The sequence below is a fragment of the Streptomyces sp. NPDC048295 genome (assembly GCF_040652135.1).
Lineage (GTDB): Bacteria > Actinomycetota > Actinomycetes > Streptomycetales > Streptomycetaceae > Streptomyces.
Genome location: NZ_JBEZLL010000013.1, coordinates 137277 through 158906, shown reverse-complemented (window position 1 = coordinate 158906; position 21630 = coordinate 137277). Strand labels below are relative to the sequence as shown.

At 68.8% G+C, this 21630-nt stretch carries 19 protein-coding genes and 3 pseudogenes; 17 read left to right on the top strand and 5 right to left on the bottom strand.

The genetic code is table 11. From position 1 onward, the window contains the following. Window positions 1–237 precede the first annotated feature (237 nt). Complete coding sequence (locus tag AB0D53_RS20840; protein ID WP_362448625.1) at window positions 238–366, bottom strand: DUF3761 domain-containing protein; 129 nt, start codon at window positions 364–366, stop codon at window positions 238–240. A 17-nt stretch (window positions 367–383) separates the two neighbouring features. Between AB0D53_RS20840 and AB0D53_RS20835 the strand changes: the two are divergent. From AB0D53_RS20835 to AB0D53_RS20800, 8 genes and pseudogenes are all read left to right on the top strand, one after another. Then, window positions 384–708 (top strand): annotated as a pseudogene (locus AB0D53_RS20835) (helicase associated domain-containing protein); the annotation flags it as partial. A 587-nt stretch (window positions 709–1295) separates the two neighbouring features. Beyond that, window positions 1296–1832, top strand: coding sequence for a VOC family protein (locus AB0D53_RS20830; RefSeq protein WP_362448622.1), 537 nt, complete (start codon window positions 1296–1298; stop codon window positions 1830–1832). Next, window positions 1825–2628: a MerR family transcriptional regulator gene (locus AB0D53_RS20825; protein ID WP_362448619.1), complete on the top strand. Its 804-nt coding sequence runs from the start codon at window positions 1825–1827 to the stop codon at window positions 2626–2628. Before AB0D53_RS20830 ends, AB0D53_RS20825 begins: the two co-directional genes overlap by 8 nt. 312 nt (window positions 2629–2940) lie before the next feature. Then, on the top strand, window positions 2941–3306 hold the full coding sequence (locus AB0D53_RS20820) for a hypothetical protein (RefSeq protein ID WP_362448801.1): 366 nt from the start codon (window positions 2941–2943) through the stop codon (window positions 3304–3306). Next, window positions 3228–3512 carry a DUF6207 family protein gene (locus AB0D53_RS20815; protein WP_362448616.1) on the top strand — a complete coding sequence of 95 codons (285 nt, stop codon included), beginning with the start codon at window positions 3228–3230 and terminating at the stop codon, window positions 3510–3512. The genes AB0D53_RS20820 and AB0D53_RS20815 overlap by 79 nt, the downstream gene beginning before the upstream one ends. Before the next feature lie 281 nt (window positions 3513–3793). After that, window positions 3794–4828 (top strand): FAD-dependent oxidoreductase, encoded by a 1035-nt coding sequence (locus AB0D53_RS20810; protein WP_362448613.1) that lies wholly within the window; start codon window positions 3794–3796, stop codon window positions 4826–4828. A 180-nt stretch (window positions 4829–5008) separates the two neighbouring features. Then, a complete protein-coding gene (locus tag AB0D53_RS20805; RefSeq protein WP_362448610.1) occupies window positions 5009–5731 on the top strand; it encodes a hypothetical protein in 723 nt (240 codons plus the stop codon). A gap of 208 nt (window positions 5732–5939) precedes the next feature. Continuing rightward, window positions 5940–6158, top strand: coding sequence for a hypothetical protein (locus AB0D53_RS20800; RefSeq protein ID WP_362448607.1), 219 nt, complete (start codon window positions 5940–5942; stop codon window positions 6156–6158). A 1542-nt stretch (window positions 6159–7700) separates the two neighbouring features. Here AB0D53_RS20800 and AB0D53_RS20795 read toward each other — a convergent pair. Continuing rightward, window positions 7701–8654 (bottom strand): DUF5996 family protein, encoded by a 954-nt coding sequence (locus AB0D53_RS20795; RefSeq protein WP_362448604.1) that lies wholly within the window; start codon window positions 8652–8654, stop codon window positions 7701–7703. 474 nt (window positions 8655–9128) lie between these two features. On the opposite strand from AB0D53_RS20795, the gene AB0D53_RS20790 reads away from it, so the two are divergent. Beyond that, window positions 9129–9647, top strand: coding sequence for a HEAT repeat domain-containing protein (locus tag AB0D53_RS20790; protein ID WP_362448601.1), 519 nt, complete (start codon window positions 9129–9131; stop codon window positions 9645–9647). 755 nt (window positions 9648–10402) lie between these two features. Here the strand turns inward: AB0D53_RS20790 and AB0D53_RS20785 are convergent. Both AB0D53_RS20785 and AB0D53_RS20780 read right to left on the bottom strand, forming a co-directional pair. After that, window positions 10403–10876, bottom strand: a complete 474-nt coding sequence (locus AB0D53_RS20785) for a hypothetical protein (protein ID WP_362448598.1) — start codon at window positions 10874–10876, stop codon at window positions 10403–10405. Window positions 10877–10987: 111 nt separating this feature from the next. Next, window positions 10988–12466, bottom strand: coding sequence for an MFS transporter (locus tag AB0D53_RS20780; RefSeq protein WP_362448595.1), 1479 nt, complete (start codon window positions 12464–12466; stop codon window positions 10988–10990). 72 nt (window positions 12467–12538) lie between these two features. Between AB0D53_RS20780 and AB0D53_RS20775 the strand changes: the two genes are divergently transcribed. Together AB0D53_RS20775 and AB0D53_RS20770 are read left to right on the top strand one after the other, a co-directional pair. Then, window positions 12539–13198 carry a TetR/AcrR family transcriptional regulator gene (locus AB0D53_RS20775; RefSeq protein WP_362448592.1) on the top strand — a complete coding sequence of 220 codons (660 nt, stop codon included), beginning with the start codon at window positions 12539–12541 and terminating at the stop codon, window positions 13196–13198. Window positions 13199–13560: 362 nt separating this feature from the next. Beyond that, a pseudogene (locus tag AB0D53_RS20770) lies at window positions 13561–13647 on the top strand (site-specific integrase); the annotation flags it as partial. A 34-nt stretch (window positions 13648–13681) separates the two neighbouring features. Here the strand turns inward: AB0D53_RS20770 and AB0D53_RS20765 are convergent. Then, window positions 13682–14674 (bottom strand): helix-turn-helix domain-containing protein, encoded by a 993-nt coding sequence (locus tag AB0D53_RS20765; protein WP_362448589.1) that lies wholly within the window; start codon window positions 14672–14674, stop codon window positions 13682–13684. Between the two features lie 52 nt (window positions 14675–14726). Between AB0D53_RS20765 and AB0D53_RS20760 the strand changes: the two genes are divergently transcribed. The 6 genes and pseudogenes from AB0D53_RS20760 to AB0D53_RS20735 all read left to right on the top strand — a co-directional run. Beyond that, window positions 14727–15122: a cupin domain-containing protein gene (locus AB0D53_RS20760; protein ID WP_362448586.1), complete on the top strand. Its 396-nt coding sequence runs from the start codon at window positions 14727–14729 to the stop codon at window positions 15120–15122. Window positions 15123–15649: 527 nt separating this feature from the next. Continuing rightward, window positions 15650–16246, top strand: coding sequence for a GntR family transcriptional regulator (locus AB0D53_RS20755; RefSeq protein WP_362448583.1), 597 nt, complete (start codon window positions 15650–15652; stop codon window positions 16244–16246). 57 nt (window positions 16247–16303) lie between these two features. Next, window positions 16304–16474 carry a hypothetical protein gene (locus AB0D53_RS20750; protein ID WP_362448798.1) on the top strand — a complete coding sequence of 57 codons (171 nt, stop codon included), beginning with the start codon at window positions 16304–16306 and terminating at the stop codon, window positions 16472–16474. Between the two features lie 275 nt (window positions 16475–16749). Then, window positions 16750–17514 (top strand): hypothetical protein, encoded by a 765-nt coding sequence (locus AB0D53_RS20745; RefSeq protein ID WP_362448580.1) that lies wholly within the window; start codon window positions 16750–16752, stop codon window positions 17512–17514. Window positions 17515–17734: 220 nt separating this feature from the next. Further along, window positions 17735–20389: a pyruvate dehydrogenase (acetyl-transferring), homodimeric type gene (aceE, locus tag AB0D53_RS20740; RefSeq protein WP_362448577.1), complete on the top strand. Its 2655-nt coding sequence runs from the start codon at window positions 17735–17737 to the stop codon at window positions 20387–20389. A gap of 18 nt (window positions 20390–20407) precedes the next feature. Beyond that, window positions 20408–21628 (top strand): annotated as a pseudogene (locus tag AB0D53_RS20735) (2-oxo acid dehydrogenase subunit E2); the annotation flags it as partial. Between the last annotated feature and the right edge of the window lie 2 nt (window positions 21629–21630).

Sequence of the window (21630 nt, the reverse complement as noted above, 5' to 3'; positions counted from 1 at the left end):
GTACGACTCAGAGAGCGACTCCTCGGCAACGACCACCCCGATACTCGTTCTGCTCGTGATGTGCTGTCCCGGCGGCGGTCGGCGGGGCTTGGGGAGTCTCCCTTGCAGACGGGCCTGTTCACGGAGGCTGGTGAGGCGATGCGGGAGAAATGGCCCCCTACCACCGGCGCGTGACCAGACGGTCCGCCGTCCGGCCTTCCAGCTGTTCCGGCGATACCGCCCTGCTGGCGGGCGTGGCTACTTGTACCCGTAGCGGACGCCTCCGGGGTGGCTGCAGGTGCCTCGGAACGTCTTCGAGGAGCTGTAGGTCCCGTCCTTGCACTGCGCGGCGACGCCTGCCGGGTGCGCGCTGTCGGCCCTGCACACGCCGATGGTGTGGGGCGCGCACGCGGCCGTCCGCGCTGGGCATCAAGGCCGCTGAGGCTCCGTCTTCCGCCCCGGCAGCCGTTCGTGCGACGAAAGGAGGCCCGAGCAAGGCGCGGCAGGCGTTCCAGCGGGGCCTTTTGGCCCTCGCGCAGTGGGTGGAGCGGGAAGGCGCGGCCCGGTCGGTGCCGCGCGCCCACGGTGAGCCGATCGCGGTCGACGGCGAGGCGGAGCCGGGGGGTCGTGAAGCTGGGTGTGTGGGTCTCGAACACCAAGTCGGGGCGCGACAAGCTCACGGCGGAGCAGCTGGACGCGCTGCGGGAGCTGGGCGTGGAGTGGGCGTGACACAGGCTGCGGTCGGTCGTTGGATCTCACGGTCAAGCGAAGTGCACAGAGGCCCCAGGAAGTCGCTGACTCCCGGGGTCTCGTGCTGACGGCGGCTGGTGGCTCCGCCGGGGCCGATCTTGCAACGCGGGGTGCAGCACAGGGCCAACGAGGCCCCTCGGGTGGTATCGCCGCAGGCCAAGGGTGCAACGCGAGGCGGTGTTTCACGAGCCGCGTTTTCGTTGACGGGGCCGGGTGCTGCAGTCGGCGGCGCCGGCCTCGGTGGAGCTCTGCGCCCCGGGAACCGGCCCTGACAGACTCGGGTGGTCGTGATCACCGAACGCCGGCGGAGGATGCGTTGAGCCAGCAGGAACAGCCCTGAGCCGGGCCCGCACGATCTGCCCTTCATTACCCACCTGATCAACCCGCACGGCGACCGGCACCTCGGGCCATCATCAGCACAGCCGTGACCAGCAGGCTCGGCAACATCACCACGTCTGCCCAACGCCCTTGGCGAGGGGGCGAGTTCCCCTGCTTCTCCCTGTCCGCGCGGGCACTTCGGAATCCGGCTTGACCCTCACGTTGCGTGAGGCCGGAGGGTTGGGTGCATGAGCAACCACTTCAACGCCTTCGAGATGAGTCCCGTACCCATCCCCGGCCCGGATGCGGTTCCGCCGGAGCTGTTCCGTGGCATCTATGGAATGCCCGCGTTTGCGACGATCCCCACGACCGACCTGGCGGAGTCGGTGGACTTCTGGATTCGAGGGCTCGGGTTCTTCGAGCTGTTCAGCATCCCCGGCACACTCGTGCACTTGCGCCGGTGGGCGTTCCAGGACGTACTCCTTCTCCGGGCGGAGAGCGTTCCGGAGCAGGCACCGGCGATGAGCCTCAGTTTCTCGTGCGTGCTCAGCCAGGTCGATTCCCTCGTAGAGGCCTGTCGTGCGCTGCGCCCGGACTCGGTCGACGGCCCACGGGACACTCCCTGGAACACCCGCGACGTGGAGGTGGTCACCCCCGAGAACGCACGGATCGTTCTCACCGCGGCAAAGCCCTTCGATCCGGCCAGTCAAGAGGCACGGAACCTTGAGGCCATCGGCATCACCCCACCTGGCACTGGGCCCGGCGACAATCAGGAACATGCCTAATGCCACTGAAGCCGACGGCCTGCCCGTCGGTCAGGTCTCGACGCGCCTGGGCGTGACAGTCCGCGCGCTGCACCACTGGGACGAGATCGGTCTCGCGCGACCATCGCTGCGCACGGCTGCCGGATACCGGCTCTACACCGCCGGCGACCTCGAACGCCTGCACCGCATCGTCGTCTACCGCGAGATCGGTCTCGGCCTGGACAGGATCCGGGCCGTCCTGGATGACTCGGCCGCAGACGTACCCGGCGCACTGCGCGCGCAGCTCACCCAGGTCGGCGAACGGATCGACCGCCTCCAGCAGCTCAGCGTCGGACTGGACCGGATGATCGACGCCCACGAACGTGGCCTGCTGCTGACCGCAGAGCAGCAGGCCACGATCTTCGGCCCCCAGTGGAACCCGGACGGGCCCGCCCAAGCCCGTCAGCGCTGGGGAGACACGACGCAATGGCGACAGTACGCCGAACGCTCCGCATCTCGCGGCCCGGAGGAATGGCAGGCCATCGCCGACGCCGTCGCCGCCCTCGACCGCGCCCTCGCCGATGCGATGGACGCCGGCGTCACACCCGGCAGCCCGGAAGCGAATCAACTCGTCGAGCGGCACCGTGAAGTCTTTGCCTCGTACTTTCCCCTCACCAGGCAGATGCAGGTCTGTCTCGGCCGCATGTACGAGGCCGATCCGGCATTCGCCGCCCACTACGACGGCATCCGCACCGGCCTTGCCGCGTGGTTCCGTCAAATCGTCGACGCCGACGCGCGCGCCCACGGCATCGACCCCGACACCGCGACCTGGCAGTAGGGCGCGGCTCCGTTAGTATCCGCCAACGGGCCACAGAACACGCAGGAGTTCAAACCAGAAGGCGCAGCCCGCCCGGCCCTGTCAGCGGGCGTGGCTGCGCTTCCCTGTACACGGGCTGGGCGTGGTTGACGCGACCGGTGTCGGGCGAACTGGTTGCCGGACTTCCTCGTACGGCTTGCTTCTCCAGCGGCTGGCGAACCGGGCACCGGGGCAGGGCCGTCAGTTGAGGCATGACGCCCGATGAGCAACACGTCGTTCACCGGGCACTCGACCAGCTCGAACCGATCCTGCGAACTCGGGGTTCAGCCACACTTGTCCGCCTCTCCCCGGCCGATCCCTCCGGACCCCGCCCTGCGGGTGCTCTACGCCCTGCTCGTCCTCGTCTACGTGATCAGGCTGCTCATCATCGGCGCCGCGGCCGTCTATCTGACCTGGCAGCACCCCGCACTCACCGCCCCCATCAACGCGGGCGCGGTGGCGATCACTCCCGTCGTCACCCTCACCGTGGCCCTGATCAGGATCTTCAACCGCGGTAGCCGACCCACCGCGACGGAACCGGTCCCAGGGTCGCTCCGCAGTCGCAGTCCCTCCACGCGGCCGTGCGCCCCCATCCTCGGACGCAGCTGGCCCCGGGTCTGCTCGGCTCACCCGTGCGGGTGCGATCCACACCGCCGGTGAACCGGGCACGCCCCCCAACCGCGTCGGGCAGGCCGATCGACGAGCAGCACGTCAGCAGGCCCGGCCTGACGGTCCTGGACATCACCGCACCCGACGAGGCAACAGTGATCGCGGTGATGGCCGACCTGGTACAACGGTGGGCGACCGCCCGGGCGTTGCTCTGTTCCTGCTCCCGTCATCCAGGATGCGGCGGGCCGAGCGGCTGAACAGGGTGCGGTAGAACGGAACAGGAAGTTTCATCGCGGAGAGCACGGTGACACCGCGGAGGCGGTCTCCGCAGCTTCAGTCGAAATGGTCGGATGGGCAGCAAGCGAAATTCGCACAGGCCGCGTGTTGCTGACAGGCTGTCCCGGGCATGGACCCACGGGCCGTGGGACGTCAGAGGTCGTCCTCACGTCAGGGGTCACGCCGACGTCGCCCGTGACCATCTCGTGCCGGCGGCGATCGTCGAGGAAACAGAGGTGGGCCAATGAATCGGGAGCGCATAATGCGTGTCGCCGTGGTCGGCTCGGGCGTGCTGGGGGCGGCGGTGGCGGATGAGCTCGTGCGCCGCGGCCTGTCCGTCGTGGTCTGCACGGCGGAGGAGTCGCGGCCTCCGGTGACGGATGTGGCGTTCGGCTGGCTCAACTCGCACGGGTCGGCGGCGGACTCGCCGTCGGACGCGCGCGATCGGGAGGGGCGCGCCCGGTCGCTCGGCGTGTTGCGCAGTGTCACGGCAACGCCGCCAATGCACGGTCTCATCACCTGGAACGGCGCCGTGAGCTGGGCATCGACCGCGGCCGCGACGGCTCGATTCGCCGAGCAATCGGGGCCTGGCGTCGCGACCGTCGATACGGTCGATACCGAGGCTCTGCGGCAGATCCTTCCCGGCCTGCGAGTGCCGCCTCCAGTCGTCGCGCACGCGAGCGACGAGGGCATGGTCGAGCCGGACGACCTGCGCCACGCGTTCCTCGGCCGCGCGCGGGCCGGCGGGGCCACCGTCGTCACCGTGCGGGTGGATCGGGTCCGGGCGGGGCGGGCGGGCGGCTACGAGCTGCAGGGCACCGGAGAGGCGCTCGTCGTCGATCGGATCGTATTCGCCTGCGGGACGAGCCTGCCCGCCCTCGCGGAGCAGCTCGGCGAGCACATCGAAGTGCCTGGTGTCCCGGCTGCGCGCTTCACCTTCTCCGCGCCGGAACTACGCCTCGACCGGGTGGTGTCCACGCCGGATTTCGAGATCCGGCCGTCAGCCCGGCACGGCTTCGTCGGTGCTGAAGACGTGGTCCCGGGCGAGACGGAGACGGCGACCCGGGCGCGGGTGCGAGCGTCCCTGAGTGCCGTGAGGGCGGCGTTCGGACTGCCCCATGAGCCGGTGCCGAGGGACGTGACAATAGGCCTCCGCCCGATCCCGGCCGGCGACGGCGTGCTCTGCGCATCGCTGGCGAGTGCTCCGGGGGTCGTCGCACTGGCCGCGCACCCCGGGGTGACGCTCGCGGCGTCGCTGGCAGTGCGTGCGGCGGAACAACTCGAGAACCCCGAGTGAACCGACCCTCGTGTGTGCGGAGAGTACGCCCGCGGAGATCTGCTGGGTGATGCGGTGCAGGCCCCCGCCACCCGTAGCCGACCGTGCGGCCGGGCGGACAAGGTCCAGGCGCGCTGCTTGCACTCGGCACGAGCCTGGTGATGGCTCCGGGCCTTCGCCTGTACACCTGTCGGTGTACAAGTGAACGTTCACGTGTACGCCGACCGTTTCGTTGACTCGCCTGTGCCGTTCGGTCAACATGGCCCGGTGACAGACCAGGCAGGACCATCACCGTTACGGGGCATCGCTCTGCTCGCTGTCCTGGCGGGAACACTCAGCCTCTCCGGCTGCGGCAGCGGTGACAGCGGCGACGCCGCTGCCCCGGGCGCCTCCTCAGCCACGTCGGCGAGTCCGCTGTCCTCCTTCGCGGCCACCCCCGCGGCGCCTCCGTCCCCCACGCCTTCCTGTGTCCGGGGTGACAAGGAATGGCTGGACAGCAATCTGCGTGGGCGCAGCGTGACCGGCTACCTTCCCATCGAGTTCGGCGGGCCGCCGAAGCTCTGTAAACCCGTGACCGTCCACGTGGGCTATTTCGACGTGTCCTTCACCACCGTCATGGACGGGGCGAAGCCGAAGCGGGGCTACACGGTGGAAACGGTCGACAGGCAGCACTTCACCGTCGACGGCTCAGCGCTGGTCGAGGCGAACCCGCCCTCAGGCGGCGGCAGTTCTGGCTTCACGTGCACCGGGCATCTGATGATCATGTCGCTCGGCAAGCAGGTGGGGCCCGGCGACATCAAGACCATCAGCTGGTCGCAGTACGAGGGGAGCAGCGCCTTCGGGAACGTGGGGATCTCTTTCAAGGACAACGCGAGCATCGTCCGATACGACCTGCAGGCCCCGACCGATGCCTCCGCCTGCTGATCCGGCCGCCCTTGCACGGGGCACGAGAGCCGGTCGAGTGGGCCAGCGGCGGTCGTGACGGGGCGTGCCACGCCAGAGGAGCCCAGCCCCACAGCACGCGGCTACTGGTAGTCGAGCTCGATGTAGTCGATGCCGTCGCACGTCCCTCTGAGCCGCGAACGGAAGCCGGCCCGGCAAGGAACGCGACCCCGCAGCCCCGGCGCGGTTCGTGCGGCTGCGGGTCATCGGCCCGGAAGGCGCCTACCGGGCATCGCGCTGCGGGTGCCGATTCACCGCCGGGGACGCCGCCCTGGCCCGGTTCTACCAGCGCCAGGGGTTCACCATCCACTCCGCGGGCGAGCCGGTCTTCCTCACCGGCGGCTCCAAGCACACCGGTGTCGGTGCCTCACCGCTCCCCGGCGAGCAGATGTTCTCGCGCTTGCTCTGACCCCGTACCCGGCGGCTTCGGAAACCGGACCCGGGACCTCCCGGCCAGGCCGACCCTGGCCGGACACGGGCGTCCCGAGAAGCGCAGCGGCCGGACGGCGGCGCGGTGGGGAGCCCGGCACCACATTGCACGCCGGCCGGTCGCCGGGGTCCGGGCGAGGTCCGCCTCCCCGGCGTTGATCAGCGCCCCGCGCAGCCGGTTGACGGCCGGAACAGCCGTTCCCCGCCGGATCACCCCCTGGCCGCCGCGCCACGCCCGCGTGAGCCCGGTCAGTCGAACGCGCGCAGCACCAGGCGCGCAACTTCTGTGATCCCCCGCCCGATCCCCCCGAGCAGCCCCGTCTCCACCGCCACCTCGGCGGCATCCGCAGCCGCGTCCACGCGGTCCGGCCCGGAACGGCACCGCGAACAGGAACGGGGCCACCTGCGCTTTCGCGCACCGCACTTCTTGCACATCGCCATGCCCGCATTCTCCCCTGGCCGGACTGCGGGCCTGCCGCCCCGTCACCGCGAACTCCTCGCGCCGGCGCGTCACCAGGTCCTCCTCCGGCGCGACGGTCTACTCGAACGGCACCGGGCCGCCGGCGCAACGAGGGGTGGAGGCCTCCTGCCGGCTTCGAGCGGCGTACCGCAGTGGACAGGGCGGGCGGTCCCACACCCGCGACCAGGGCGTGAGCGGCTCCACGGTGTCGTCGTCCTGGTCGGCGCCGACAGGTCGGGGCCTGGTCCTCTTCCTCAGACGGAGGGGAGGATCGGTGCGCAGGCCTCGCGCGGCCGCTCACCTCCTGGGCAGGAGAGCGCCGGCGCGATCGCGGTACAGGTCATCGCACCACACGTCGACCACCGCGGTCGGGCCGCATACGCTGGCGGCCGCAAAGTCGCAGGCCGTATCGCCCCACCAGGAGAACAGGACGGGTCACGCATGCGGGACTCCTGCGGCCATGGCGTCCTGGACGGCCCCAGGGCGTGGGCGACGTCGAGCAGCCGGGACGCCTGTGCCCGGCTGACGCCGCGCCCACCCCTCTTGGAGCTCCCGCTCCGCTGACCAGGTATTCCTTACTCAGTGACCAGCCGATCCTCACTGCTTGTCCAGCAGCAGCGCCCGGCCGTCACTGCTCAACACCCCATAGAAACACCCGAACCGGCCCGGCCCGCAGCGCCCAAGACCGGACACCAGAATGAGAACATCCCGGACACGGGAGCGAGAACTCCCAGTGACAACTACAGCGCCTTTCTGGTGATAGTCCGGCTGCTCCGGCCCGGTTCCTGCGCAGTGGCTTTGTACACGAGAACGGGTTCTGGCACGCATTCCGTGAAGCATGCACCGTGAGTGACGGTTGGTTGGAGCACTCTCTGCCCCTCGGGAAGTCTGGCCATCGAGTGGACATGCGTACTCGTCGGTGGCTGACAGGCAATCAACTGAACCTCAAGTTGCCAGTCTCTGGCATGACGGTCTGTCTGCATCCCGGCGTACTGTGCACCCACCGAATAGCCGAGATGGAGCCCGCAGGGTGTCGGCCTTGAGGACCAATCCCGACCTGGTTCAGCCGTGCTGGTGCTGGACGAGCGCGGGCGGTGTCCTGCTCATGTACCAACCCTCGACGCGGGGTCCGACGAGGTCGGACGGCCAGCCGGCCGTCTCGACGGCGGCATCGTAGACGGCGTCACCGAACGCCACAATGGCCTGGTGCGGGTCCGCTGTCTCCCTGAGCTTGGCCCACGGTAGACGAACCAGACCGGCGTCGGGATCCCAGGCGGCGCCCTCGACACCCCAGGACCGACCCCCGAGACCGTCCGGCTGGGGCCAGATGTACGCGTACATGCCGACGTTCGGTGCCTTGGCATCCCCGAAGGAGAATCCCACCGACACGTACGCGTCGAGCTGGGCGTTCTGCATGAACGGCGGCTGGTGGGGCGGCGGCACCGTGGGCTGTGCCCGGTAACGCGTGGCGGACAGGTCGAAGCCACCCCACATCACACCGACCCGGGGGTGGTGTCCCAGAAAGGGGGCCTGCCACGCCTCGAGCCCGTCAGCGCCGAGGTTGAGCGCTGTCCAGATCAGTCGGGCCGCGTGGCCATCCCAGGTGCGTTCGACGTGATCGTCCTCGAAGCGCGGCGGGGCACCCGGGATCTCGCAAATCAACGAGCTGCGTGGTCGATGTATGCCGAGCTCGTCTGCCGCATCGCAGAAGGACGCATAGAAAGTGGCGACTGATCCCTTGGACAATGGCACCGTCCGCGAGCCATTGTCGGCCTCGATGACCACGCCACCGTCGAGCAAGTTGTAGTGCACCGAGAAGGTCACGCCTCGCTGCCGAAGGGTTGGCGTACTGAGCCCCCGAGGGGTGACATCGAGAACGATGTTTCCCCAGCCGACCTCGAAGGGCTCATCAAGGGTGTACTTGCCTGCGACCTGTACCACCCGGTTCACGTAGTCAACCATGGGTGCCAGGTCCTCATAATCCAGCGTCGGCCACGCATTGAGACGTTCGCTCACAGAGAGCCTCCCAACGTGTCGATCGGATCAGCGGCAGGGGACGTCACGTACCGCGCCTGCTCCCCCATGCAGCGACGGGCGGGCCTCGGACGCCGAACTGCGATCCAGTACCCAATTCTCACACGCAGGTCAGGGTCCTGCCCGCTCGGTGGCGCCGGGCGTGCGACGTGCCTGGCCAGCAGTCACGCATCTTCATGCCGGCACGGTGATCACGCCGGATCGCCGCATGCAGCTCGACCTTGGGCATCTGCGGCAGGGTCTTTCACCAGGACCACCCCGGTGCTGCCCTGGCAAGGCCGTCGTCACGGAAGTTGTGCCAGAACCCGAGAACGGGAGTCGTTTGTCGATGAGCTCAGAAGGCGCCCTGCTGGCGGCCAGACCGCTGTTCACGAGTTCGGGAGGCACCCGCCGAGAATGATCTTGCTAGAGTCCACCCCAATATGGGGCGTTCAACGCGTGGGAGGTGGTCAAGCGATGACCCCCGAGGAGCAGGAACTGATCATGGGTCTGGCGGTCGGACTGGGTGAGGGTCCGACGCGCACGCTCGACGAGGTGCTCGCCCACTTCGGCGAGTCCGACGGCGAGGCCCTGGCGCTGAGCCTGCTCCGGGACGCCATGGAGCGCCAGGACGCCGACGACGTCGAGATGGCGCTGATCCTCCATGCCGCTGCCGGCGCCTCCGTCGAGGAGTTCCTGGAGCCGTTGACCGAGTTGTTCCCCGCCGAATGGCACAGGGACCACGAGGACATCGTACGCATGCTGGGCAGGCTCCGCTCGCCCAGGACGGTGCCGACACTGGCCCTGGCAACCCACTGGGTCCCAGAGCACCTGGACTGGGACGAGAACCGGGCACTCGCGGTGAAGGCGATCTGGGCTCTCGGCGCCATTCCCGGTCCGGAAGCCCGGGACGCCCTCGAAGGTTTGCGCGGCGATGGGAACGAGATCATCCGCGAGAACGTGCTGAATCAGCTCGCACGCCGCGGCGAACTCTGACCGCGGAATCGTAGCCGCTCACCCGGAACGCCCGGCCGCGTTTCCTCGGCCAGGCGTTCCGCCCGAGACCCATCTCGCCAGGACTTCCTGTACCTCGGCCACTCAAGGGAGGTCACGCAAACCACCCGCCGGGCCGTGAGTGACTCCCAAACTCATCGACATTGATCAAGGAACCGGCCCACGCGGTGACTCCCGAAGCCGTCGACAGACGACTTCCGCTCTCGGGTTCTGGCACAACTTCTGTGACTACGGCCCGCCGATCGCTGCGTCGGCTCGGGAGGCACGCGGAAACGGCAGGCCAGCGGGTTGACCTGGCGCATGCGCAAGTAGAGGCGTAGTGGCATCACAGAAGTCGTGCCAGAACCCGTTCTCGTGGACAAAGCCATGCGCAGCCTGTGCGGCGCGGTCGGTGACACCTACCGAGCCTTGGCACACGGACGCGAGCAGGTCTGGAACGGGCCCTCGCCCCAGACCCGCACCCCGTCGCCACGTCGCAGCTCGGACGACCGGGTCCTGCAGGACCGGCTGCTCGGAACGGCGCGGAGCAGGGGCCCACCGCCGGCGCCCACTGCTTCCAGCCCGGCCCTGGCCAACTCCGAGGTGAGCTGTGGATCGATCCACAGGTCTTGACAATTACTCGTCGGCCGGCTGGGGCTGGTGCTGACGGGTGATCTACTCGGTGTGCAATACCGAGGTGATGGTCATCCGGGCCGCCGAACGTGCCCAGCCAGGCGACTGGCGGGGCACAGTTGTGCTCACTGTTGTGGCCCGGAGTTCCTGGCGGCGGAGCGGGCTTCCGCTGCGGTTCGGTGCCCGACGAGGTTGCAGCGCGCGCTGGTGAGCAGTTCCTCGGCGGAGGTGAACGAAGGTGCTGTGACGGCGGCCTCCGTGGTCAGTACGGCGGTCGGCAGGGCCGGCAGCAGAGAGCCCGTGGACGGCCGGCCGAGCCAGTTCAGGGCTGTGGACCAAGGCCATGGCAGTGGCCCGTCAGCTTCGGGCAGAGCGATCAGCAGCAGGTGCGTGTCCGCCACCAGCGCCCGCAGCTTCTGCACCTGCGGCGGGAGGGAAGAGGTGCCGGGGCTGGCGTGCGCGGGCAGATCCTCGGGCACCTGGCACAGGTCGATGCGTACACCGCTGGGCCCTGGCCCGGCGAGTGCGCGTAGCAGAAGCTCCCCGAAGGGGTCGGTGGTTGCGCCGGCGAACAGACCGAGCATACGTACTTCGTCCACGGTCGTCTCTTTTTCAGCGGGAGTTCGACGACAGGGCCCAGGGCTCTGGCGCATGTACTGCGGCGCCCTGTCAGGCGCGCGGTGACGCGGTCCGACGCGGCATTACGGGCGTTAGCCCTGCCGTGCTGCCTCGGGGCGCAGCCGACGGGCGATCAGCATGCCCGCGATGGCGAGCAGGCCGGTGAGGACGAAGACGCCCAGGAGTGCGGTGTGGGTGGAGCCGCCGTGGTTCTGGGCGAATGCGATGGCCGCGCCGCCGAGCCCGGCGATCACGCCGGTCGCCAGGGTCTGGGCGAGCTGCAGCGCGCCGCCGGCTTCGCCCTGCTGCTCCGGCGGGGCCTGCTCCAGGGTGTCGGTGGTGGAGGCGTTGAAGCCGATACCCATGCCGAGGCCGCCGATGGCCCATCCGACCAGGGCGATCCAGGAGGGGATTGTGCTGGTCAGGATCGTCAGCGCGATCAGCGCGACGCCCGCCAGCAGGATGGCGAAACCCAGCACGGTGGAAGCCGTGCGCGTGCCGTTCTTCCCGTTGTCCCGCTTGGCCTGCAGACCTGAGCCGACAACCCAGGTGATGGCACCGGCGGACAGACCCAGACCGGCCGGTGTGGTGCCCATGCCCCGCAGCTGCTGCAGCCCGAGGGGCAGGAAGGCTTCGCTGCCGAAATAGACACCGCACAGCAGGCCACGGACGACGACACCCGCACCGAGGCCGGCCCGGGCGCTGAGGGTGCCTTCCGGGGCGACCCAGCGCAGCGCGGGCACGGCAACGGCGACTCCGGCCACGGCCAACACGATCAGCAGGACGAGGTTCTCCAGCAGCAGCGCCTGGAGCAGTACGCCGGTGCCCACGGTGAGCAGGATCGCGCTGGGCAGCGGACGCTTCCACCACTGAGCGGCCGAGGCCGGGGCGGTGACGGCTGCTTCTGCGCGGTGCAGGCGGCGCAGGCCGGGCAGGCTGAGCAGCGCGGCCACCGCGGCGATCGGCAGCATGAGCAGGAAGACCGAGCGCCACGTGATGTGGTCGGCGAGGATGCCTGTGATAGCGGGGCCGACGAGGGAAGGGATCGTCCAGGCCGAGGACAGCAGGGCGTACATCCGGGCCCGCAGGCGCTCGGGGTAGGCAAGTCCGATCATGGTGTAGGCCATGGACATGACCGCTCCTACGCCCAGGCCCTGTCCGAAGCGGCCGACCAGGAACAGTGGCCAGGAGGGGGCGGCCCCGGCCACCGCGCAGCCCGCCGCGAAGACGAGCATGCCCACGGCCATCGGGCGCCAGGGGCCCCGGCGGTCGGCGGCGCGCCCGGCGAGCACGGTGCCGATGATGTTGGCGAGCATCAGTGCCGACAGGCCCCACCCGTAAGCGCCCAGGCCGTCGAGGTCCTCCGCGATGCCGGGCAGCACGGTCGCCACCCCGAGGGACTCGAACGCGACCATGCCGACCGACAGCAGGACGCCGAGGGTGAGCGCGCGGTATGCGCCCGAGAAGACGCTCTCCTTACCGGCTCTGTTCTCTGCGGGGGAAGAGGGTGGGGCTTCTTCAGGGGCGTGCGCGGGGTCGCTGTCCGTCGCGTCGGCGGAGGTGTGGGACATGGAGTGGACTCCTCGAAAGATTTCATTCCGTTCCGTATCGGAACGCAATTGAATGCTACCTATACTTGCCGCATGGTCAACACCAGCAGTGACGGAGGAAGAGCCGGGGCCCGCAAAGCCTCCGGCAGGCCGCGGGATATCCGAATCGACGAGGCCGTGCCCGAAGCGGTGATGGAGATCCTCAACGAGGTCGGTTACGGCAGCCTCACCCTGGAGGCCGTGGCCGCCCGCGCCGGTACGAGCAAACCCGCGCTGCGCCGCCGCTGGCGCTCCCGCCAGCACCTGGTCGTGTCGGCTCTGGCCCGGACCATCGGCACTAGGCCGACCCCTGACACCGGCTGCACGCACTGCGACCTCATTGCCGGTATCGGCACCCTCAGCGAGGCGTTCACCAGCACCGTGGGCCGAAGAGCGCTGCCGGGGCTCGTTGCGGACCTAGCCGACGACCCGCGACTGGAAAAGGAGTTCAGGGACACCTTCTTCCATCCGCGCCGCGCCACCACTGCCGAAGCACTGCGTCGCGGCATCGACCGGGGTGACATCCGGCCCGATGCGGACATCGATCTTCTGCTGGACATGCTGGCGTCGACCACGTACTACCGTGTGCTCTTCGGGCACCTGCCCATCACGCCAGAACTTGCCGAAGACGTCGTATCGGTGGTCATGGCGGGCAGCGCCACCAAACGGTGGCGTGACGAGCACGGTCCCTCCGGCGTCGAGGCGGGCGAGTAGGCGGGCAGCAGGAACACCGTCAGCTACTCGCGCTGGCTGATCAGCTCACGCATGGCGTGGGAGACGTCGGTGTTCAGCGCTTCCCGCACCAGCACGATCGGCGCCTTGACCAGCCGGTGCGCACCTCCCGATCAGGGTGATGAATGCGCGCTCGCCCATGCTGCGACGTTGCCTCAGCCCGCGGGGCGGGAGCGCAGGCGGTGGCACAGCCGGGCGCGGGAGGCCGGGCCGCGTGGCGATCGGCCCGGCCACCGACAGGCGTACAGAATGCCGTCCGCCGGCCGTCACGACCGTGGTGCGGCCCCGTCGGCCCCAGGTGCGTCCCTGGGGCGGACGGCGGGTGAAGCCTGCCTCGCACCTGAAAGAACGTCCGCCGCTGCTTCAAGCCCTCCCCCGAGGCGATCCCGGAGTTGACCAGCCTTTTCGCTCCTGGCGACAGCAGACGGTGAAGCACACATGGTTCGCCGCGAGAGATGTCCGCCGTCAGTTCGCTTCCGGCCCGAACCGGCGCTTGTACGCCGACGGCGTGATGCCGGTCTCGCGGCGCATCAGCATGCGCAGATTGGCAGCAGTGCCAAGCCCGCTGCGCCGCGCGACCACCTCGAACCGGGACTCACCTCGCTCGATCAGCCGACACGCCAGAGCAAGCCGTTCCCCCGTCAGCCACGCCAGCGGCGTCGTGCCCAGTTGCGCCTGAAAGCGGCGATGCAGAGTCGCCGGACTGACCGCCGCACGCGCCGCAAGGTTTGGCACCGTGAGCGGTGAGTCCAACCGTTCCTGAGCCCAGGCCAGGACTGGCGCCAGAGACTCGTCCGGCAGGTCGGGCATGGGACGCTCCACGAACTGCCGCTGCCCACCGTCCCGGTGCGCCGCGAAGACCAGCCGCCGGCTCACAGAGTTGGCGACCTCCGCGCCGTAGTCGCGGCGAACCACATGCAACCCGAGATCGAGAGCAGCTGCACTCCCTGCAGCGGTGAGGATGTCACCGTCATCGACGAACAGCACGTCTGTTTCGAGCTGGACAGAGGGGAAGCGGGCCCGGAAGGAATCCGCCCACTGCCAATGCGCGGTGGCCCGGCGCCCGTCGAGGACTCCGGCCTCGGCCAGCGTGAAGGCGCCGCTGCAGAAGCCGACCAGGCGCGCGCCGCGGGAGTGTGCCCGGCGGATGGCATCGAGCACGGCGGGACGCCGGGGCACTTCGGTGTCCGGGCGGTTGGGGACGATCAAGGTGTCCGCCGCATCGGCCGCTGCCAGGCCGGCGACTCCCGTGAGCGTGAAGAATCCGTCTCGCATCAGGGTGCGGGGCTCGGGGGAACAGAGCCTGAAATCGTAGAGATCACGGCCGATCTCCGGCCTGCGCAGACCGAAGACCTCGGTCGCGCAGCCGAGCTCGAAGGGGTTCGAGTTCTCGTCCACGATCACGACGACCCGGTGTACGCCCGCCGCGTGAGCTGTGTGCGAGGATTCTTTCGCCATATGCAATTTCTAGCACTCACTGCCAGCATGCGAAACGGCTCAGGATGAGTCCATGAACAGTGAACCCATCCCCCTCAGCAAGACTCTGGCCTCCTTCGATGCCCTGTGGAGCCCCCGCATCGTCACGCGCGTCAATGACTATGACGTCCGCATCGCCAAGGTCGAGGGCGAACACATCTGGCACGTCCACGACGACACGGATGAGTTCTTCCTGGTACTCGGCGGCGAACTGCACATCTCCCTGCGCGAGCCCGACGGGGAGCGCACGGTCCTGCTCCCGCAGGGGACGGTCTTCACCGTCCCCCGAGGCACAGAGCACAAGCCGCACGCTCCGTCCGGCGCCGCAATCCTCATGTTCGAGCCCACCGGGACACCGACCGTGGGCGATCGCCACGACGAGATCCCGGACCACGTCGACGCAACGACCGGGCACGCCCTCAGCATCTGACCCCGACAGGCTTCGGACACGCCACTGCCCATGGCGTCAGCCTGTCACCGGGTCGGTTGCATTCACCGACTGCCCGGCGAGAGCAGCTCGGAACTCGATCCTCGGCGGTGTCCGGGGCGCGCAGGGGGCACATTCTGAGTGAGGTCGAGCAACTGCTCGGCCATGCTTCTCCCTGGGCGAGGCCGAGCGGCTGCTGTGCGGCTCCGCCCGGCGACAGGCTCTACGGTCATTCGCCGAGGAGAGTGAGAGGAAAGCGCGATGCGGCACTGGTGAGCAATCGGCAGATCGCGGTGCCGGGCCCACATGCGCACCATCCATACGCGGCAACAGAGGCAGCCGCGGACGTGATTCTTCGTGTCGAGTACTATAGTGCGTAAATGATCGATCATTGCTCAAACCGTGAGCAGAGGAGAGTCGAGTTGCCACTTCCCGCAAGTTCCACGAACCCCACGAGCCCCGCGGCTCCCCCGCCCTCCAAAGTGGCCAGGCCTGGCTTCTCACTGGAGCGGATCCCCCTGCATGAACGCGTGCGCACCTTCGTCCTCGAAGGCCTGGTGGCCGGCCGCTGGGAACCCGGAGACCGCATCGTCGAGCGCCGGATCGCGATCGAACTAGGCATCAGCCAGGCGCCGGTGCGCGAGGCACTGCGCGAGCTGGAGACCATGGAGCTCGTGACATCCACACCCAACAAGGGCGTCCGCGTACGGGAGTTGACCTTGGATCAGCTCCGGGATGTGTACCTTGTGCGTGCATCCCTGGAGCGCCGTGCCGTCATGCTGGCCGCCCCCCGGCTGGCCGGGAACGTCGCCGCACTGGAGCGGCACCTGCTCGCGATGCGCCGCGCGGCCGTCGAGGGGGACATCGACGGCCAGGCCCTGCACGGCGTGGCCTTCCACCGCACCATCGTCCACGCATGCGGAAATCCCGTGCTCATCCGGCACTGGGACTGGCTGGGCGTGGAGGCCTGGACCCGCCTCTCCCTGCGGTGGCTGCGCACGGAACTGCACAGCAACGCGGAGGACCACGAGGAGATCACCGAAGGCCTACTCCGAGGCGACCCGCACCTGGGACGCCTCATGGAACTACACGTCATGGACTACGCACACGAATCAAGGACCGCCTGACGCCGAGGACCCCGGTCCCCTGGAACAGCTGATGCTGCGCAACTAATTGATCGATCATTGAACATTTTGCTGGTCGAGGAAGCTCCGGCCGTGGTCCACTACCCCAAGGGCACGGTCGACCCTGCCGTCCCCGCGGTCGGCAAGGCCGGCGGCATGGACGTACTGCGCGCGGCGGAGTCCGACGGGTGCAATGATCGATCATCGCGCAAAACAGCCGAGGAGAGTTGACTTGCCGCTTCACACGACCCCGATGCCCCCGCGACTCCCCTGCCCTCCTGGAGCCACCAGGTCGGGCACCTGAACCCCGTACTGATCCGGCACCGGGACCGGCTCGGCGTGGAGGCCTCGACCCGCCTCTCTCTTCGATGGCTGCGCACCGAGCTGCACGACAACGCGGAGGACCACGAAGAGATGGTCGAAGGTCCACATCGGGGCGACCCGCACCTGGGACGCCTGACGGAACTGCACATCATGGATCACGCGCATGAATCGAGGAATGCTTGATGCCTACGACCGACGCCCAGAACCTCGCAGACGACGTACCGCCGCACGATGTCGCGCGGCTCGCCGACCCACGCACCACCACACTCCCCGGCACTCTGACGATTTTCTCGGAGATCTGGTGTTCCTTCGCGCACGTCGCCTTGCATCGCCTGCACAGCACACGGGAACGACTCGGCCTGACCGAGCGGATCCGGATCAACCACCGCGCCTTCCCTCTGGAACTGTTCAACGACGGGCCAAGTCCACGCCGCGGCACCGACTCCGAGATCGGAGGGATCGCGCATATCGAACCGAACGCCGGATGGCAGATGTGGCACTCACCCGACTGGAAGTTCCCGTCCACCTCAATGTTCGCCCTGGAAGCGGTGCAGTTGGCCAAGAAGCAGGGGCCTGCCGCAGCCGAGGCGCTCGACCTGGCCATACGCCGGGCGTTCTGGGCCCACAGCAGGCCCATCGGTGCCCGCTCGGAGATCATCGCCCTTGCTCGCGAAACCCCCGAAGTGCGTGAAGAGCTGATCGCGGCAGGCCTGGACGAAGGTTGGGCCCGCCGCCTCGTGACGCTCGACTTCGAATGCGCCCGCCGCCACCGAGTTCGATGCAGCCCGCACGTCTTCGCGTCCGACGGTCGCGAGTGGGCCAATCCCGGCGTCGAGGCGACCTGGCACGGAACCTACGGAACCGGCTTCCCGACGATCACTCGAGACGATCCCAACGCATGGGAGAGGATCCTGCGCACCGCCGACGAACTGGCCGACCAGCGATGACACGAGAGGCATTTGATCGATCATTGAACATTACTGCGTCAGTAGCGCTTGATCGCGCGATCTGACGGCACGCAGTTCCTGAAGAAGGAAATCGGCCTTCCGTAATGCGGAAGATTGAGCGCAAGGGTTCGGCGGCCACAGCTCGCCGGTTCCACCACACAACCGGCCGCCAAAAGGCCTATCCGGTTCCGTCCGGCCCGCGCCACAGAAGGGTGATCCCATGTCCTTGAACCACCAGTTGGACCAGCTGCCCGAACCCGATCCCCAGGAAGTGGCCGAATGGCTCGCTTCCGTGGACGGTGCGGTCGGCGCCGTCGGTCCGCAGCGCACAGGGCGACTGCTACAGCGAGTCGTCGACCACGCTCGCCAGGTTGGAGTACCTCTGCCGCCGCAGTCCGTGACTCCGTACGTCAACACGATCCCGACCTCCGCCGAGCCGGCCTATCCCGGCGACGAGGCGATGGAAGCGCGGATCACGGCGTGGAACCGGTGGAACGCCGCAGTCATGGTCACTCGCGGCAACGAACGCGGCGGCCTGGGCGGGCACATGGCCACCTACGCATCGGCCGCCTGGCTCTACGAGGTCGGCTTCCAGCACTTCTTCAAGGGCAAGGAGGCCGACAGCAGCGGCGATCAGCTCTACATCCAGGGCCATGCCTCCCCAGGTATCTATGCCCGCGCCTTCCTCGAAGGGCGCCTGAACGAAACCGAGTTGGACCGATTCCGGATGGAGGCGGGTGGCGGCGGTCTGCCGTCCTACCCGCACCCGCGGCGGCTGCCCTGGCTGTGGGAGTTCCCCACCGTGTCCATGGGGCTCGGCCCGCTATCGGCGATCTACCAGGCCCGCTTCAACCGCTACCTGTATCACCGCGGGATCAAGGACACCAGCCACAGCCATGTGTGGGCGTTCCTGGGCGACGGCGAGATGGACGAGCCGGAGTCCATGGCCGCGCTCGCCCTCGCCGTCCGCGAGGAGCTCGACAACCTCACCTTCGTCGTCAACTGCAATCTGCAGCGCCTCGACGGCCCGGTACGCGGCAACTTCAAGATCATGCAGGAGCTGGAGGCCCGGTTCCGCGCGACCGGCTGGAACGTCGTCAAGGTGCCCTGGGGCGTGGAGTGGGACGGCCTGCTTGCCGCCGACGCCGACGGGCTGCTTCTCAACGCTCTCGACACACTGCCCGACGGGCAGTTGCAGACCTTCGCCGCCCGCGACGGTGCGTACATCCGCGAGCGTCTGTTCACCGGCGCGCTCGCCGGACTCGCCCGCCCCTACAGCGACGAGGACCTCGCCCGGATCGTCGGCACCTCGCGCGGCGGACACGAACCGCGCAAGATCCACGCTGCCTACCGGGCCGCGCTCGAGCATCGTGGGGCTCCCACCGTTGTCATGGTCCAGACGGTCAAGGGCTGGACGCTCGGCCCCGGCTTCGAGTCGCGTAACGCCAACCACCAGATGAAGAAGCTGTCCGGCAAGGAGTTCCGCGTCATGCGCGACCTCCTCGGGCTACCCATCCCCGACGCCCGGTTGGGTGAGGACCTGGTCCCCTACGCACATCCGGGGGCCGGCTCCGAGGAGGTCGCCTACCTTCAGGAGCACCGCCGTGCGCTCGGCGGTCCGGCCCCGGCGCGCCGGGTCGTCGCCCGGCCGCTCCCCGCCCCCGCTGACAAACCGTTCGCCGCGCTCGCCAAGGGCTCGGGCAACCAGGCGATCGCCACCACCACGGCCTTCGTCCGCCTGGTCAAGGATCTGATGCGGGAGAAGGAGACAGGCCCGCGCTGGGTGCCGGTCGTTCCGGACGAAGCTCGCACCTTCGGCATGGAGTCGCTGTTCCCGTCCGCCGGTATCTACTCCCCCAAGGGCCAGACGTACGAGCCCGTCGACCGCGACCAGCTCCTCTACTACAAGGAATCCACCAGCGGTCAGATCCTCAACGAGGGCATCACGGAGGCCGGTTCACTCGCCTCCTTCACCGCCGCCGCGACCTCGTACGCGACGCACGGCGAGCCGATGATCCCCTTCTACATCTTCTACTCGATGTTCGGGTGGCAGCGCACAGCCGATCAATTCTGGGCACTCGCGGACCAGCTGGGCCGCGGCTTCGTCGTCGGCGCCACCGCAGGACGCACCACCATGACCGGCGAGGGCCTTCAGCACGCCGACGGCCACTCCCACCTCATCGCCTCCACCAACCCGGCGTGTCTTCCCTACGATCCCGCTTTCGCCTACGAGGTCGGCGTGATCGTCCGCGAGGGACTGCGCCGCATGTACGGCAAGAGCCCCGAGGATGTCTTCTACTACCTCACCGTCTACAACGAGACCAAGCTCCAGCCGCCGATGCCGCAGGCCGAAGGAGTCGAGGAGGGCATCCTGCGCGGCCTGTACCGCTACCGGCCCGCCGCTGCGGCCGCCGCAGATGTTCCGCGCGTACAACTGCTCGCCTCCGGCACAGCGATCCACTGGATCCTGAGAGCCCAGGAGCTGCTCGCCACCGACTGGAACGTCGCTGCCGACGTGTGGTCGGCTCCCTCCTGGACACTGCTGCGCCGGGATGCCATGGAGGCCGAGGCCCAGGGCCGCACCCCGTACGTCACCGAGGCGCTGGCCGGCGCGCCGGGGCCGGTCGTCGCCGTGTCCGACTGGATGCGCGCCGTTCCGGACCAGATCGCCCTTTGGGTCCCGCAGCAGTGGACCTCCATGGGCACCGACGGCTTCGGCCTCTCCGACAACCGGGACAATGTACGGCGCCACTTCGGTGTCGATGCCGATTCCATCGTCGTGCACACCCTGCGCACGCTCGCCGCCCGCGGCAACGTCGAACCGGACGTGCCCGGACTCGCCGCCCAGCACTACGGCCTGACCGGGAAGGAGTGAACCACCATGTCCGTCTCTGTATCCCTGCCCGCGCTGGGCGAGTCGGTCACCGAGGGCACCGTCACGCGCTGGCTGAAGGCCATCGGTGACGAGGTCGCCGAGAACGAGCCGCTGCTCGAGGTCTCGACCGACAAGGTCGACACCGAGATCCCCTCGCCCGTCGCCGGTGTTCTCCTGGAGATCGCCGTCGCCGAGAACGAGACCGCCGATGTCGGCGCCAAGCTCGCCGTCATCGGTGCCGCCGGTTCAACTCCGGCCGCCGCCCCGGCAGCACCCGCCGCCCCGGATCCGGCTCCGGCTCCGGCTCCCGCGCCGGTCGTCCCGGCCGCCGTGTCCCCCTCGGACGACGGCGCCTACGTGACCCCGCTGGTGCGCAAGCTCGCGTCGGAGAACGGCGTGGACCTGTCTACCATCAAGGGCACCGGCGTCGGTGGCCGCATCCGCAAGCAGGACGTCACCGCCGCCGAGGCCACGAAGACGGCCGCGCCGGAGGCCTCCGTCCTGGAGGCCTCCCCGCTGCGTGGCCGGACAGTCAAGCTGCCGCGCATCCGCAAGGCCATTGCGGACAACATGCACAAGGCCCGGCACGAGCAGGCCCAGCTGTCCTCGGTCATCGAGGTCGACCTCACGAAGCTGATGAAGCTCCGCGCCAAGGCCAGGGACGGCTTCGCCGCCAGCGAGGGCGTCAAGCTCTCCCCGATGCCGTTCTTCGTCAAGGCCGCCGTCCAGGCGCTGAAGGCCCACCCGGTCATCAACGCCCGCCTGAACCACGAGAAGGGCACGATCACCTACTTCGGCTCCGAGAACGTCGGCATCGCCGTCGACTCGGAGAAGGGCCTGATGACCCCGGTCATCAAGGGCGCGGGTGACCTCAACATCGCCGGCGTCGCCAAACGGACCGCCGAGCTGGCCGACAAGGTCCGTACGAACAAGATCGCCCCGGACGACCTGGCCGACGCCACCTTCACGATCTCCAACACGGGGTCGCGCGGTGCGCTGTTCGACACGGTCATCGTCCCGCCGAACCAGGTCGCCATCCTGGGCATCGGCGCCACGGTCAGGCGCCCGGTCGTCGTCTCCGACCCGGAGCTCGGTGACACGATCGCCGTGCGCGACATGACCTACGTGACGCTCTCCTACGACCACCGCCTGGTGGACGGCGCCGACGCGGCCCGCTACCTGACAACGGTCAAGCAGATCCTCGAGGCGGGCGAGTTCACCGCCGAGCTGGGCCTGTAGGC

Coding starts and splice junctions, on each gene's coding strand:
- AB0D53_RS20830 (WP_362448622.1), top strand. CDS start 1,296: ATGAGCAACCACTTCAACGCCTTCGAGATGAGTCCCGTACCCATCCCC.
- AB0D53_RS20825 (WP_362448619.1), top strand. CDS start 1,825: ATGCCTAATGCCACTGAAGCCGACGGCCTGCCCGTCGGTCAGGTCTCG.
- AB0D53_RS20810 (WP_362448613.1), top strand. CDS start 3,794: ATGCGTGTCGCCGTGGTCGGCTCGGGCGTGCTGGGGGCGGCGGTGGCG.
- AB0D53_RS20790 (WP_362448601.1), top strand. CDS start 9,129: ATGACCCCCGAGGAGCAGGAACTGATCATGGGTCTGGCGGTCGGACTG.
- AB0D53_RS20780 (WP_362448595.1), bottom strand. CDS start 12,466: ATGTCCCACACCTCCGCCGACGCGACGGACAGCGACCCCGCGCACGCC.
- AB0D53_RS20775 (WP_362448592.1), top strand. CDS start 12,539: ATGGTCAACACCAGCAGTGACGGAGGAAGAGCCGGGGCCCGCAAAGCC.
- AB0D53_RS20765 (WP_362448589.1), bottom strand. CDS start 14,674: ATGGCGAAAGAATCCTCGCACACAGCTCACGCGGCGGGCGTACACCGG.
- AB0D53_RS20760 (WP_362448586.1), top strand. CDS start 14,727: ATGAACAGTGAACCCATCCCCCTCAGCAAGACTCTGGCCTCCTTCGAT.
- AB0D53_RS20745 (WP_362448580.1), top strand. CDS start 16,750: ATGCCTACGACCGACGCCCAGAACCTCGCAGACGACGTACCGCCGCAC.
- aceE (WP_362448577.1), top strand. CDS start 17,735: ATGTCCTTGAACCACCAGTTGGACCAGCTGCCCGAACCCGATCCCCAG.